This window comes from Aureimonas sp. Leaf454, from assembly GCF_001424685.1.
GTDB lineage: Bacteria > Pseudomonadota > Alphaproteobacteria > Rhizobiales > Rhizobiaceae > Plantimonas.
Window position 1 is genome coordinate 45,832 of record NZ_LMQT01000024.1, and the last position, 14,046, is coordinate 59,877.

Consider the following 14,046-nt stretch of genomic DNA (forward strand, 5'->3'; position numbering starts at 1 on the left):
CCCTTAAGAATTTATAAGGGTGGCTTGAAGTGACCTCGTCGCGACGGCTTCAGGCGTAGAGGTCGGCCCGTGTCGCCGGCATTCCCGATGCGCCCCGCCGCTTCTTCGTCGCCACCGTCTGGAATATCCCGACCGTGTTGCGCTCGAAGGCGATCGAGCAGGCACCGAGATAGGCGAGCCAGAGCCGCGTCTTCGCCTCGCCGACCTCCGCCACGGCCGCGTCGTAATTCGCCAGGAGCCGGTCGTGCCAGTGTCGGCAGGTGCGCTGGTAGTGCTCGCGCCAGCCTTCCACGTCGTGCACCTCGAACCCGTTCTGCTCCAGCCGCATCAGCGTGTCGCCGATATGGTCGAGTTCGCCGCCGGGAAAGATGTGCTTCGTGAGGAGGGCGAATTCCTGGTTCTTCCGGCGGAACCGCTTCTTCTTCGCCGGCCGCGTGATCGCATGGTTGAGGAAGATGCCGCCGGGTTTGAGGACGCGCTTGACGGTCTTGTAATAAGTGTCGTGGTTGTCGAGCCCGATATGCTCCTGCATGCCGATCGAGGAGATCTTGTCGTAGGGTCCCGTCACCGTCGTATAGTCGCGAAGTTCGATCGTGACGCGATCCTCGAGACCGAGCCTCCGCACCTTTTCCTGGGCATAGGCGACCTGCTCCTCCGACAACGTGACGCCGTGAGCCGTCACGCCATGGTGGAGAGCCGCGTGGCAGACGAGCGCGCCCCAGCCGCATCCGATGTCGAGCAGGTGGTCGCCGGGCTGGAGGCGCAGCTTGCGGCAGATCATCTCCAGCTTGTCCGCCTGCATCCGGTCGAGGTCCCCGGAATGGACATCGTCCCAGTCGGTCGCATAGCCGCAGGTGTAGACCATCTCCCGGTCGAGAAAGAGCGCGTAGAAGGCGTTGGAGACATCGTAGTGATAAGCGATGTTCGCCTTGTTCGCCTTAGGGTCTCCGTCGCCCGGCTTTTCCGATGGCTGGGTCTCCAGAGGCCAGGGGCCGCCGCGCGGCAGCGTCAGGAACTTCCAGCCCGTCCTCAGCGCCAGCCCCTTGTCGAGGCTCTTTCGAAAGGCGCGCGTCTTCACGCTGGGCCGCTGCCTCACGAGATCGAACATCGTGCCGTTGACGATGTCGATCCGCTTGGCGACCCAGAGATTGGCGAGCGTCTCGATGCCCGGCTTGCGGACGAGGGCGGCCACGAGGTTCTCGTCGGCGAGGCGGATTGCCAGATCCGTGGACCCCAGATCCTCCGGAACGGTCGAACCGTCCCAGAGATGGAAGCCGATCGTCAGTCCCAGTCGTTCGCGGGCATGGGTGAGAAGTCGGCGCATCGACTGCGCGCGATCCCGCGCCTTTTCATCCATCACCGGGGGCTCCTCGTCAGCTTCGCGGGAGGTTAGGCGTTTAGCCACGCCCTGTCATCGCAAGGGATAGGGAGCTAGGGTCTTTTCAGCCGGGCCCTCAAACCCATGTTTCACGTGAGACGCCGGCCTGCGCTGCAGCCCGGCCCGACCATGTCTGCTACGGATGTCCCACCCATGCTGAGCCGCTTGAGCCTTGCCATCGCCGTCGCCGCCGGCTTCGCTTCGGCCGGCTGCGTCTCCGCCCAGGAGGAGGCGCCGCGTCCCGCGCCGACCGTGCAGGGCATGCTGCAGGAACAGGTCGCAAAATGCTGGAAACCGGTGGTCGTGAAGGGCACGGAAGCCGAGGGCGGCGTTGCGCGCATCCGCCTCGCGCTCCTTCCCGACGGAACGCTGGAGCACGAACCGCTGATCATCGACAAGCCGGCCGGTCCGATCGGACTGCGCTTCGCCGAAAGCGCGGCAAAGGCCGTGCAGCAATGCGCCCCCTTCCAGCTCCCGTTGGAGCTCTACGACAATTGGAAGGACATCATGCTGCACTTCGACACGATCGCCTTCGACGCGAGCGTTCCGTCGCCGGGCCTGCCCGCCACGAACCGGGCGCCCTGAAGGTCGACGTCGCTTTCGTTCCTCGCCGAGGCGGCGTCAACCGGGCAGGACGCTCGACAGGCTCGACAGCGTGCCCTCGCACCAGTCGCGTCGCCGGCCGCCGTCATAGGGCGCGACCAGGCCCTCCTCGAGGAGACGCTTGCTGAGGTCGCTCTCCGCGCCGGCCGACAGGCGCGCCAGCACGCGACCGAAATACTTGTCGCCCGCAACGTCCGACAGCGCGACATCGCCGCCGGCGACGAGTTCGATCAGCCGATCCCGCGCGGCCAGAGCGGCGGTCTTCTCGCCCTCGCATTTCGCCTTCAGCTCCGGCGCGTCGATGCCCCGGAGCCGAACCGCGACGCGCACGACCTGCTGCGGCCAGATGAAGGCCTCGACCTCGACGGTATCGCCGTCCCTCACCTTCAGGATCGTCGCCGCCACCGGTCCGGCGATCCGCTCCCCGACCTCGTCCGCTCGCAAACCACTCGTCGCGCCGAGAAGCGTGGCGAAGAGGCAACCCGTCAGGGCCAGCATGCGAAACATGGGAAGGATCTTTCCAATTCTAGGACAACGATCCTAAAATAAGGAGGATCCGTCCGGGGATCAAGATCTCACCCCCGTCTTTCGAAGCGGTTAAACCCGGGTCGCGCCATCGAGGTAAGATTTGAATCCCTTCACCCCTTTCCATCGAGACGGGCACGGGCTCCCGGCGCAGGGGTTCAAAAGTCCGAGATGATCCCGTTCTTCTCCCAGTCGCCGTAGCGGACGGGCTCGGGTCCGTCGCGACCGCCGCGCTCCGCCGGCAGCTTCAGGCTCTCGGCCGCTTCGCGGCGCGTCTGCGCTTCCGCCAGCGCGCGGCGCGCGGCGTCGCTGAGGGGTCGCTCCCGGGAAGGGGCGTCGGATGGAGCCTCGGTTTCGGTCGGCATGAACGTCATCCTGTTGCACGGCGGCGACGCGCGCCGCCGAAGCGACCGCATGCGCACGGGCCCGATGTAGGGGGACGGCGCCGCCGGGAGAAGATGTCTTCGCCTGCAAGTCCCCGCTCGGCGCGGATATGGCGCAGGAGCATCGCCCCTCGATTGAAGCGCTTCCGGCCCGCCCCCAAATAGATCATGACACGGGCACCCCTTCGCGAAAACGCGGGTACCCCCTTCGGAAAGGCGATCAATCTCCATGAACAGCCTGAAGACCGCGATGCTCATCGGCTTCATGACCGCGCTCTTCATGGGCGTCGGTCTCCTCATCGGCGGCGGCCGGGGCATGATGATCGCCTTCCTCGTCGCGATCGCAACGAACCTCTTCGCCTACTGGAACGCCGACAAGATGGTCCTTCGCATGCACAATGCGCAGGAGGTCGATGCCCGCACGGCGCCGGCCTATTACGGGATCGTGGAGGGTCTCGCCGCCCGCTCCGGCCTGCCCATGCCGCGGGTCTATCTCGTGCACGAGGACCAGCCGAACGCGTTCGCGACCGGTCGCAATCCCGAGAACGCGGCGGTCGCCGCGACGACGGGCCTCCTGCAGCGCCTGTCGCCGGAAGAGGTCGCGGGCGTCATGGCGCACGAGCTCGCCCACATCCAGAACCGCGACACGTTGATCATGACGATCACGGCGACCTTGGCGGGCGCCATCTCGATGCTCGGCAATTTCGCCTTCTTCTTCGGTGGAAACCGCGATAGCAACCAACCGCTGGGTGGCATCGGCGTCCTCGTCGGCATGATCGTCGCGCCCTTCGCGGCGATGATCGTGCAGATGGCGATCTCGCGCACCCGGGAATATTCCGCCGACCGCCGCGGCGCGGAGATCTGCGGCCAGCCCTTGTGGCTGGCCTCGGCCCTCGCCAAGATCGCGACCGCGGCCGGCCGCACCGTCAACGTTCCCGCCGAGCGCAATCCCGCGACGGCGCACATGTTCATCATCAATCCTTTGAACGGCCAGCGGATGGACGGGCTCTTCTCCACCCATCCCGACACCGGCAACCGCATCGAGGCCCTTCGCGCCATGACCGACATCGCACCTCACACCGAAGGGACCCGCCTTCGTGAAGACGCGGCCCCCGCCTCGGGACAGCCCGGCCCCTGGTCGAGCGGCGTCGATCGCGGCCGTGCGCCCGGCGCCGGGCGCCGCCGGGGACCCTGGGGTTGAGCGGCGGTCCGGACGGCCCGAAATCGTCGAACGGCTCGAAGGCGCGGCGCGGCGGAAACTTCGACTCCTCGCGGTCCGCGCCCCGCAAGCGTCCCCTCTCCGCAAAATCCGTCAACCAGAAGCCCGTGACCCTGAAGCCGGACGGCTCCGTGATGCCGGACGGCTACGATGCCGGCGACCGTCCGGGCCTCGGTGCGAGGCTCGTCGCGGCCAAGCTCCTCTCGGCCATCGTCGATGCCCGCACCTCCGCCGACGGTCTGCTCGACGCGCGCACCGGCCATCCCGGCCTGCGCGCGCTGGAGCCGCGCGACCAGTCTCTGGTGCGCGCCATCATCCTCTCGGCGCTGCGCTTTCGCGGAAGCCTGGAGCGCGCCGTCTCGGACCGGCTCGACCGGCCCCTGCCGCCGAACGCGATCTCGCTGCGCCACATCCTGCATGTCGGCGCGACGCAGATCCTTCATCTCGACGTTCCCGATTCCGCCGCCGTGGACCTCGCGGTCGCCTCCGCCGCGGTGGATTCGCGCACCCAACGCTTCACGGGCATGGTCAACGCGGTCCTGCGCCGCCTCGCCCGTGAGAAAGACGCGGTCCTCGCCGCCGCCGATCCCGCGCGCGATGCGCTGGACGCCATGCCGTCCTGGCTCCGCGTCCGCCTCGTCGCCGCCTACGGAGACGCCGCCGCGGGCGCCATCGCGCGCGCCCACCTGACCCCGGCTCCGCTCGACATCACGGTGAAATCCGATCCGGAGGACTGGGCAGCGCGGCTCGGCGGCATCGCCCTTCCCACCGGCACGATCCGGCTCGGCTCGGTGGACGGCCCGATCACCGCACTGCCCGGCTTCGCCGAGGGGATCTGGTGGGTCCAGGACGCGGCGGCCGCCCTACCCGCGCGGCTGATGGGCGATCTCGCCGGCCGGCGCGTGCTGGATGCCTGCGCGGCGCCCGGCGGCAAGACGGCGCAGCTCGCCTCCGCCGGCGCGGCCGTCACCGCGCTCGACATCAACGCCAACCGCATGAAGCGCCTGCGCGAGAACATCGAGCGTCTCGGCCTCGACGTGAAGACCGAGATCGTCGACCTCGCGAGCTTCGTGCCGGAGGCCGGTCCCTTCGAGGCGGTGCTTCTCGACGCACCCTGCTCCTCCACCGGCACGATCCGCCGCCATCCCGACGTCGCCTTCACCAAGGACGCCGCGGAGATCGAAAAGCTCGCGGGCGTCCAAGCGCGGCTGCTGCGCGAGGCGGCCCGGCTCGTCGCGCCCGGCGGCCTTCTCCTCTTCTCCAACTGCTCGCTCGATCCCCGGGAGGGCGAGGCCATCATTCCGGCCTTTCTCGCCGAGCATCCGGACTTCGCCGTCGAACCCGTTCGTCCGGACGAGCTTCCCGGTCTCGAAGCCGCGATCGACGGCAGCGGCTTCCTGCGCACGACGCCCGCCATGCTGCCGAACGAGGACCCGCGCCTCGCCGGCCTCGACGGGTTCTTTGCAGCGAGGTTGCGCCGCCGCCCGGCCTGACGCACTCTGCCGGGTGTTCGCCTTAGGGAAGCGTTTACCTTGTTGAGAGAAACTTCGCTGATCGTTGCGACGGCGCAGCGACGGACGGGTCGAGGCGGTGCGAAGGCGCCGCCGCGACACCAGAGGGCGGGTGTCTCATGGGAGCGGGAGTGGCGGGGGACTTGGCCGATGCACCGCGCCTTGCGGGACTGGTCCTGTCGGAGGCCGTGCGTCGCGCGCGGCGGCGTCTGGCGATCGGCCCCCTGCATCGCTGGCGGTTCTCCGGCACGGCGCCCGAGCGCCTTCTCGTCACGCCGCCCGACCTGCGCAAGGGCGATTCCCACATCGCCGCCGACATCTATGCGGGCCGCTTCCATCTCGGCGGCGAAGTGCTGGAGACCGAAGGCCGCTCGCCCTTCCTGCTGAAGGCGCCCTCGCCCGCCTGGCAGGCCGAGCTTCACGCCTTCGGCTGGCTGCGCCATCTCAGCGAGGCCGACGATCCCCTCGCCCGCTCCAACGCCCGCGCGCTCGTTTCCGACTGGATCCGCTGCGCCGGTCCTTCGCTCGGGGCCCGCTCGCACGGCGTCGAGGTCACGTCGCGGCGCATCGTCGCCTGGCTGAGCCATGCCGGCACGATCCTCGGCGAGGCCGACTACCCCTTCTACCGCCGCTTCATGCGCTCGCTGGCCCGCCAGCTGCGCTATCTGCGCTCCGTCGCCTCCGAGGCGCCGGACGGCCCGCCGCGCCTGCGCGCCCGCATCGCGCTGGCCTACGGCTCGCTCTGCATGCCGACGCCGATCAAGCACATGAAGAACGCGGCGCGTCATCTCTCCGACGAGCTGGACCGCCAGGTCTTCGCCGACGGCACGGTGATCACCCGCAATCCCGCGGCGATCCTCGATCTTCTCGCCGACCTCCTGCCGCTTCGCCAGACCTTCGTCGAGCAGTCGCAGCCGGTTCCCCGCGGGCTCTTCACCGCCATCGACCGGATGCTCCCGGCGCTGCGCTTCTTCCGCCATGCCGATGGCGCGCTCGCGCTCTTCAACGGGGCGGGCGTCACCGAGGCCCATCTCCTCGCCGCGCTCCTGCGCCACGACGAGACCCTGGGCGAGCCGATCAGCCAGGCGCGCCAGGGCGGGTACCAGCGCCTGGCCGCCGGCGGCACCGTCGTCCTCGCCGATACCGGCCTTCCCCCGCCCTCCGCCCTTTCGGCGGACGCCCATGCGGGCACGCTGTCCTTCGAGCTTTCCACCATGGCGGGCCGCCTCGTCGTGAACTGCGGCGCACCCACGCGGCGCGACATCGAATGGCGACGCCTCTCGCGCACCACGGCGGCGCATTCGACGCTGGCCGTGGCCGACCAATCCTCTTCCCGCGTGACGCAGCCGGGTCTGGCGGAGCGGTTCATCGGCTCGACGCTGGTCGCCGGGCCCACCCGCGTCGCCGTGTCCCGCGAGGATTCCGACGACGGCCAGCGCTTCATCGCGGCGCATGACGGCTACATGAAGCGCTTCGGCCTCGTCCACGAGCGCCAGCTGTTCCTGTCGCGCGACGGACGCTTGGTGGAGGGCACCGACCGGCTGACGAGCCCCGGCCATCGCGCGGGGGGACGCCATCCCGAGCCGGCCTCGATCCGCTTCCATCTCCATCCCGCCGTCGCGGCGGCGACCGTCGGCGATGCGGTGGAGCTGGTGTTGAAGCGCGAGGTCTGGCGCTTCGAGGCCGACACGACGGTGATGCTCGAGGATTCCATCTTCTTCGCCGACAGCGCCGGCGCGCGCCGAACGCTGCAGATCGTGCTGCCCTTCGATCCCCGCCATCGCGACGACGTGTCGTGGCGCTTCGAGCGGCTGCGCTGAGGCGCCGAACCGAAGCGCGGCGGGATGCGTTGTCCCGGCACAGCCAGGAGTTCGCGATGTCCCGCACGTCTCTCGCCGTCACCCTTGTCCTCGCCGCTTCGGTCCTTGCCGGCTGCGGCGGCATGACCCGCGCGGTCGCCGTCTTGCCGAACACGACCGACGATCTCGCACAGAAGAGCGCGGACTTCCGCAAGCCGGCCACGGATCCGGCTCGCCGCCAGCCCTGAACCGCCGACCCTCCATGCCTCGGCCAGCTCCCGCGAAGACCGCGGGCGCTGGCGCCTCCGGCGTTGTGCGCGGACGGTGCGTTCTTTAAGGGACGGCAGGAGCCCGCGCCGCATCGAGGCGGCCGGGCGAACCCGCCGCCCGCCGAGGAGCCGAGCCATGGCCGTTGCCGCCAATTCCCATCCCGCGCCGGACCGCGTCCGCGTCGCGCGCGCGCTCCTCTCCGTCTCGGACAAGACCGGCCTCCTCGATTTCGCGACCGCCCTCGCCGGAATGGGCGTCGAGCTGGTCTCGACCGGTGGAACGCGCAAGACGCTCGCCGAGGCCGGCCTTCCCGTCCGCGACGTGTCCGAACTGACCGGCTTTCCCGAGATCATGGACGGCCGCGTCAAGACGCTGCATCCCGGCGTCCATGGCGGGCTCCTCGCCGTCCGTGCCGATCCCGCGCACGCGCAGGCGATGACCGCGCACGCCATCGCGCCGATCGATCTTCTCGTCGTCAACCTCTACCCGTTCGAGGAGACCGTCCGCTCCGGAGCCGATTTCGCGGCGTGCATCGAGAATGTCGACATCGGCGGACCCGCGATGATCCGCGCCGCATCCAAGAACCACGCCTATCTCACCGTCGCGACGGATCCGGCCGACTATGCCGAGATTCTGGAGGCGCTGGGGCAGACGGGCGGCGAGACCACGCTGGCGCTGCGCCGAACGCTCGCGGCCCGTGCCTTTGCCCGCACCGCCGCCTATGACGGCGCGATCGCGACTTGGTTTGCCGGCGAACTGAACGAAGGCGCACCGCGTCACGCCAGCTTTTCCGGCCGCATCGCCGAGACCCTGCGCTATGGCGAGAACCCGCATCAGAGCGCGAGCTTCTACCTCACCGGGGATCCGAGACCGGGTGTCGCGACGGCACGGCAGATCCAGGGCAAGGCGCTCTCCTACAACAACCTCAACGACACGGACGCCGCCTTCGAGCTCGTCGCCGAGTTCGACGCCGCCCGCACGGCCGCCGTCGCCATCATCAAGCACGCCAATCCCTGCGGCGTCGCGGAAGGTGCCGATCTGCTCGACGCCTATCAGGCCGCGCTCGCCTGCGACCCCGTCTCCGCCTTCGGTGGCATCGTCGCGTTGAACCGGACGCTCGACGCGAACGCCGCCCGCGCCATCACCGAGATCTTCACGGAAGTGATCGTCGCTCCGGATGCCGACGCCGAGGCCATCGCCATCGTCGCCGCCAAGAAGAACCTTCGGCTGCTCCTGACCGGCGCCTTGCCGGATCCCCGCGCGGCCGGTCGGATGGTGAAGTCGCTCGCCGGTGGCCTCCTTGTCCAGTCGCGCGACAACGGCGTCGTCGACGACCTCGATCTGCGCGTCGTGACGCAGCGCGCGCCGAGCGAGACGGAAATGGCGGACCTCCGCTTCGCCTTCCGCGTCGCCAAGCACGTGAAGTCGAACGCAATCGTCTATGCGAGGGACCTCGCGACGGTCGGCATCGGCGCCGGCCAGATGAGCCGGGTCGACTCCGCCCGCATCGCCGCCCGCAAGGCCGAGGACGCGGCCATGGCGCTTCTGGTGGAATCGGTCGGCCTGGAACAGGCGACGGGGCAGCGCACGACCGGACATCTCAAGCCGAAGACCCACGGCTCCGTCGTCGCCTCCGACGCTTTCTTCCCCTTCGCGGACGGCCTTCTGTCGGCGGTGGAAGCCGGTGCCACGGCCGTGATCCAGCCGGGCGGCTCGATGCGCGACGACGAGGTGATCGCTGCCGCGGATGCTCACGGCCTCGCCATGGTCTTCACCGGCATGCGGCACTTCCGCCACTGAAACCACGGGCCCGGAGTGCATCCTCCGGCGGCATCGACGGCGCCGCCGGAGGATCCGTCCGCCTCGATCAGAAGCTGCGGATCTTTGGCTCCGCGCCGGCTTCCAGGCGCCGGGTCTGAAGCCGTCGGCAGATCTCGTCGAGCTGCTCCAGCGTCCCGTAGTCGATCCGGATGTCGCCGCCTTCGCCGGGCAAGCGGATTTCGACGCTCATGCCGAGCGCATCGCCGAGCAGTCGCTCCAAGGCGGCGGTGTCGGAATCCTTGGTCGGGGCTTCGTCCTTCGCTCCGGTCTCCACGGCCGGAGCCGGGGAGGGGGCTTCGGCGCCGGCCCGCGCGCCGGCTTTCGAACCCCGTGGCCGCTTGGCCGGCGACGTTCCGGCCTCGACCGGTCCTCGGGCGAGATCCTCGGCCTGTCGCACGCTGAGACCGCCGTCGACGATGCGGCGGGCAAAGGCCTCCGGATCCTCGGCGGACACCGCCGTCCGCGCATGTCCGGCCGAGAGCTCGCCGCGCGAAAGCATGCCCCGCACCGCCTCGGGCAGCTTCAGGAGGCGCAGCGTGTTCGCGACATGGCTGCGGCTCTTGCCGAGCACGTCGGCGAGATCGCTCTGGGTGTAGCCGTGCTGCTCGATCAGCATCTCGTAGGCCTGCGCCTCTTCGAGCGCGTTGAGATCGGCCCGCTGCACGTTCTCGATGATCGCGATCTCGAGCGACTCGCGATCCGTGATGTCGCGCACCACCACCGGCATCTCGGAGAGACCGGCCATCTGGCCCGCCCGGAACCGCCGCTCGCCGGCGACGATCTCGAAGGATCCCGGCACGCCCGGCTTGGGCCGCACCAGAATGGGCTGAACGACGCCGTGCGTGCGGATGGAATTGGTGAGGTCGCCGAGCTCGGCCTCGTCGAAATTCCGGCGGGGATTGCGCGGATTGGGCGTCAGGCGGGAGACCGCGACCTTCCGGCTTCCGCTTCCCTCGCCATTGGGCTGGCCACCGGCTCCCATGGCGCGAACGGGACCGCCGATGCCGCCGCTGCCGATCAGCGAGGCGAGGCCACGACCCAGCCGCTGCCGGGACCGATCTTCGTTGCTGTCGCTCATGGGCTGGAGCTCCCTGTTCGTCATGCTGCGGTCAACCGTCGCTCGCGCTGGATGACCTCGGAGGCGAGGCGGATGTACGCCTGACTTCCCGAGCATTTCATATCGTAGAGAATGGCGGGCTTGCCGAAACTCGGCGCTTCGGAGACCCGCACATTGCGTGGAATGATCGTCTCGTAGACATGATCGCCCATGTAGGAGCGAACGTCCCGCACGACCTGGCTCGCCAGATTGTTGCGCCCGTCGAACATCGTCAGCACGATGCCATGCAGGTCGAGCGCTGGATTCAGGGTGTCGCGGACCTGCTCCACCGTCTGAAGCAGCTGGCTGAGCCCCTCCAGCGCGAAGAACTCGCATTGCAGGGGAACCAGGATCGAATCCGCCGCCGCCATCGCATTGACCGTCAGGAGATTCAGCGAGGGCGGGCAGTCGATCAGCACGAAGTCGAACTGCGGATCTCCGATCGAATGGAAATGCAAGGCGTCGCGCAGGCGATAGGCGCGGCCGGTCGCACCGGAAATCTCGGCCTCCAGGCCGAGAAGGTCGAGCGTGGACGGAATGACGAAGAGGTTCGGCACCGCCGTCATCATCGCGCCGTCGCTGATCGAGGCCGTCTCCATGAGGACGTCGTAGGACGAAACCTCGCGATCGTCCCGGTCGATACCGAGACCCGTCGAAGCATTTCCCTGGGGATCGAGGTCGATCAACAGGGTTCGGCGTCCGACGGCCGCAAGGGCCGTCGCGAGGTTGATCGCGGTCGTGGTCTTGCCGACGCCGCCTTTCTGGTTCGCCAGGGTGATCACCCGCATGCGACGCACCGGTCCTGCATCCATGGAACTCGATCTCCTCCCTTGGAAGGCTCGTTCGGACATCGTTTCGCTGATGAAACGAAGCGCTCTATCGACGGACCGCATCCCCGCGACGAGCGATGTCGCGGAGTTCGAGAATGACGGAGTCCGGCTCGACCGTTGAGGGATGCTTTACCATGCTGAATCGCCAATGGGCAGACGCTTCCTCGATTTCCCCCGCGTGACCGCGTCCCTTGGGAAAATAGCAGGGAACGTCCGGTGCGATGCGGCCATCGACGAGGCCCAGGAGCACGTCGAGACTGGCCAAGGCCCGCGCGCTGACAGCCTGGGCCCGTCCCAGCACGGCCGACGCCGATTCGATGCGCACGGCATGGACCTTTGCGGGAAGGCCGAGTTCGCGGATCACCAGACGCAGAAACGCGGCCTTCTTTTCGGTGCTCTCGACGAGATGAACCTCCGCATCGCTCTCGTCGCGAAGGAGAATGGCTGTCACCAAGCCCGGAAATCCGCCGCCCGACCCCAGGTCCACCCAGCGCCGGACGTCCGGCGCAAGCGTGACGAAAACCAGCGAGTCCGCGATGTGACGCGACCAAATTTGGGGGAGGGTGGAGGGCGCGACGAGGTTCGTCTTCGCCTGCCATTGATGCAAGAGAGCGACATAACGGTCGAGCCGCTCCAGCGTTTCACGTGAAACAGCATAGCGTTCGGTGAAGACCGACCGGTCCTCCCTGTCCTCAGGCGGCATGGTGCAGGCCGGTCCGGCGAAGGGAAACCAGAATCAAGGCGAGCGCGGAGGGAGTCATCCCGTCGATCCGCTCGGCATCGGCAAGCGTCGCGGGACGTCGTTCTTCCAGCTTCTGTCGCAGTTCGTTCGACAAACCCTTGAGACGGCCGAAGTCGAATCCTACTGGAATTTCCAAGGATTCACTCCGCCGAAGCCGCTCGAGATCGCGGATTTGACGATCCAGATAGACGTCGTATCCGGCCTCGATTTCGATCCGTGTCCGAATCGATGTCGACATGGCCGAGAGTTCCGGCCAGATGGAGGACAATCGTTCGATGGTCACGCTCTGCTGCGAGAGAAGCTGCCAAGCCGTGCGAAGACGCCCGTCCTGGTTCACCGCAAGGCCGGCCTTGGCCGCCTGCGCCGAGGTGAGGCTCAGCGCCTCCAGCCGCTGACGCGCCTCGGTCAGTTGGCCTTCGGACGTCTCGAAGACCGACTTGCGCCGTCCGTCGACGAGGCCGAGGCGAAGACCGAGCGGCGTCAAGCGGCGATCGGCATTGTCGGCGCGCAGCGTCAGCCGGAATTCGGCGCGCGAGGTGAACATCCGGTACGGCTCGCTGACGCCGGTCCGCGTGAGGTCGTCGAGCATCACGCCGAGATACGCGTCGCCTCGACCGATCGTCATCGGCTCCGATCCGCCAGCGCGCCTCGCCGCGTTCATCCCGGCCCAGAGCCCCTGTGCGGCCGCTTCCTCGTAGCCCGTCGTCCCGTTGATCTGGCCCGCGAGGAAGAGACCCTTCGCTTGCCGAACCTCCAGACTGGCATGGAGTTCGCAGGGATCGACGTGATCGTATTCGATCGCATAACCCGGCTTCAGGATCTCGACCGCTTCGAGGCCCGGAATCGAGCGAAGGAATGCCGTCTGGACATCCTCCGGCAGCGAGGTCGACAGGCCGTTCGGATAGATGGTCGGGTCGTCCAACCCTTCGGGTTCGAGAAAGATCTGGTGTCCGTCGCGCTCGCCGAACTTCACGATCTTGTCTTCGATCGAAGGGCAGTAGCGCGGTCCGACGCCTTCGATCTCCCCCGAATACAGCGCCGAACGCTGCAGGTTCTCGCGAATGATGCGGTGGGTTTCCGGCGTGGTGCGCGTGATGGCGCACTCGACCTGCGCGTTGGTGATCGATGTCGTCAGATAGGAGAACGGCACCGGCTCGACGTCTCCCGCCTGCCGTTCCAGACCCGACCAGTCGATCGTCCGCCCATCCAAGCGCGCCGGTGTTCCCGTCTTCAGGCGACCGAGCCGCAAGCCGAGGCGTCGCAGCGTGCCGGAGAGACCGAGAGAGGGATCCTCCCCCATGCGCCCCGCCGGGATCTTGCGCGAGCCGATGTGGATCAAGCCGGAAAGGAAGGTCCCGCTCGTGAGCACCACGGCGCCGCAGGCGATCCGCCGACCGTCGGCGAAGACCACGCCGCACAGGTTGGCCGCATCGTCCCATTCGAGATCGAACACGTCGCCTTCGAGAACTTCGAGACCCGACTGCCCGCGGATCGCCGCCTGCATGGCTCCTGCATAGAGCTTTCGATCGGCCTGCGTCCGTGGTCCATGAACCGCCGCGCCCTTGCTCCGGTTGAGAACGCGGAACTGGATGCCGGCGGCATCGGCGACCTCGCCCATCAGGCCGCCCAGGGCATCGATCTCGCGCACGAGATGACCCTTGCCGATGCCGCCGATGGCGGGATTGCAGCTCATGGCGCCGATCGTGCGGGCCTGATGCGTAACGAGGGCCGTTCGGGCACCGGACCGTGCGGCAGCGCTCGCGGCTTCGCAGCCGGCATGCCCGCCGCCGATCACGACGACATCGAAGCGGTTCTGAGATGCGTTCATGCCATGGGTTAAGCCGCCGGAGGGGCTCAAAGTCAATCCGT

Annotated in this window: 13 protein-coding genes; 6 read left to right on the forward strand and 7 right to left on the reverse strand. The window is 68.2% G+C overall.

Going from position 1 to position 14,046, the window contains the following annotated elements; all coding sequences use genetic code 11:
* Positions 1 to 49: 49 nt before the first annotated feature.
* Positions 50 to 1,357, reverse strand: coding sequence for a cyclopropane-fatty-acyl-phospholipid synthase family protein (locus tag ASG43_RS19495; RefSeq protein ID WP_056508494.1), 1,308 nt, complete (start codon positions 1,355 to 1,357; stop codon positions 50 to 52).
* A gap of 174 nt (positions 1,358 to 1,531) precedes the next feature.
* Between ASG43_RS19495 and ASG43_RS19500 the strand changes: the two genes are divergently transcribed.
* Positions 1,532 to 1,963, forward strand: a complete 432-nt coding sequence (locus tag ASG43_RS19500) for a hypothetical protein (protein WP_056508496.1) — start codon at positions 1,532 to 1,534, stop codon at positions 1,961 to 1,963.
* 36 nt (positions 1,964 to 1,999) lie between these two features.
* On the opposite strand, the gene ASG43_RS19505 is transcribed toward ASG43_RS19500, so the two are convergent.
* Both ASG43_RS19505 and ASG43_RS19510 read right to left on the reverse strand, forming a co-directional pair.
* Positions 2,000 to 2,488 carry a thermonuclease family protein gene (locus ASG43_RS19505; protein ID WP_056508499.1) on the reverse strand — a complete coding sequence of 163 codons (489 nt, stop codon included), beginning with the start codon at positions 2,486 to 2,488 and terminating at the stop codon, positions 2,000 to 2,002.
* 176 nt (positions 2,489 to 2,664) lie between these two features.
* On the reverse strand, positions 2,665 to 2,871 hold the full coding sequence (locus tag ASG43_RS19510) for a DUF1674 domain-containing protein (protein ID WP_200939538.1): 207 nt from the start codon (positions 2,869 to 2,871) through the stop codon (positions 2,665 to 2,667).
* A gap of 247 nt (positions 2,872 to 3,118) precedes the next feature.
* Between ASG43_RS19510 and htpX the strand changes: the two genes are divergently transcribed.
* The 5 genes from htpX to purH all read left to right on the forward strand — a co-directional run bounded on the left by htpX (position 3,119) and on the right by purH (position 9,488).
* The gene (htpX, locus tag ASG43_RS19515) at positions 3,119 to 4,090 is read left to right on the forward strand and encodes a zinc metalloprotease HtpX (protein ID WP_056508503.1); all 972 of its coding nucleotides are present in this window, start codon (positions 3,119 to 3,121) and stop codon (positions 4,088 to 4,090) included.
* Positions 4,087 to 5,601 (forward strand): RsmB/NOP family class I SAM-dependent RNA methyltransferase, encoded by a 1,515-nt coding sequence (locus tag ASG43_RS19520; protein WP_348271096.1) that lies wholly within the window; start codon positions 4,087 to 4,089, stop codon positions 5,599 to 5,601. The genes htpX and ASG43_RS19520 overlap by 4 nt, the downstream gene beginning before the upstream one ends.
* Before the next feature lie 149 nt (positions 5,602 to 5,750).
* A complete protein-coding gene (locus ASG43_RS19525; protein ID WP_162244750.1) occupies positions 5,751 to 7,439 on the forward strand; it encodes a heparinase II/III family protein in 1,689 nt (562 codons plus the stop codon).
* A gap of 56 nt (positions 7,440 to 7,495) precedes the next feature.
* Positions 7,496 to 7,666: a hypothetical protein gene (locus tag ASG43_RS19530; RefSeq protein ID WP_156386799.1), complete on the forward strand. Its 171-nt coding sequence runs from the start codon at positions 7,496 to 7,498 to the stop codon at positions 7,664 to 7,666.
* 157 nt (positions 7,667 to 7,823) lie between these two features.
* Positions 7,824 to 9,488: a bifunctional phosphoribosylaminoimidazolecarboxamide formyltransferase/IMP cyclohydrolase gene (purH, locus tag ASG43_RS19535; RefSeq protein WP_056508509.1), complete on the forward strand. Its 1,665-nt coding sequence runs from the start codon at positions 7,824 to 7,826 to the stop codon at positions 9,486 to 9,488.
* Between the two features lie 67 nt (positions 9,489 to 9,555).
* Here the strand turns inward: purH and ASG43_RS19540 are convergent, their stop codons facing one another.
* From ASG43_RS19540 to mnmG, 4 genes are all read right to left on the reverse strand, one after another.
* Positions 9,556 to 10,587 (reverse strand): ParB/RepB/Spo0J family partition protein, encoded by a 1,032-nt coding sequence (locus ASG43_RS19540; protein WP_056508511.1) that lies wholly within the window; start codon positions 10,585 to 10,587, stop codon positions 9,556 to 9,558.
* A gap of 20 nt (positions 10,588 to 10,607) precedes the next feature.
* Positions 10,608 to 11,402 carry a ParA family protein gene (locus ASG43_RS19545; protein WP_056509143.1) on the reverse strand — a complete coding sequence of 265 codons (795 nt, stop codon included), beginning with the start codon at positions 11,400 to 11,402 and terminating at the stop codon, positions 10,608 to 10,610.
* A gap of 79 nt (positions 11,403 to 11,481) precedes the next feature.
* Positions 11,482 to 12,138 carry a 16S rRNA (guanine(527)-N(7))-methyltransferase RsmG gene (gene rsmG / locus ASG43_RS19550; RefSeq protein WP_056508513.1) on the reverse strand — a complete coding sequence of 219 codons (657 nt, stop codon included), beginning with the start codon at positions 12,136 to 12,138 and terminating at the stop codon, positions 11,482 to 11,484.
* Positions 12,128 to 14,005, reverse strand: coding sequence for a tRNA uridine-5-carboxymethylaminomethyl(34) synthesis enzyme MnmG (gene mnmG / locus ASG43_RS19555; protein ID WP_056508515.1), 1,878 nt, complete (start codon positions 14,003 to 14,005; stop codon positions 12,128 to 12,130). Before mnmG ends, rsmG begins: the two co-directional genes overlap by 11 nt.
* Positions 14,006 to 14,046 lie beyond the last annotated feature (41 nt).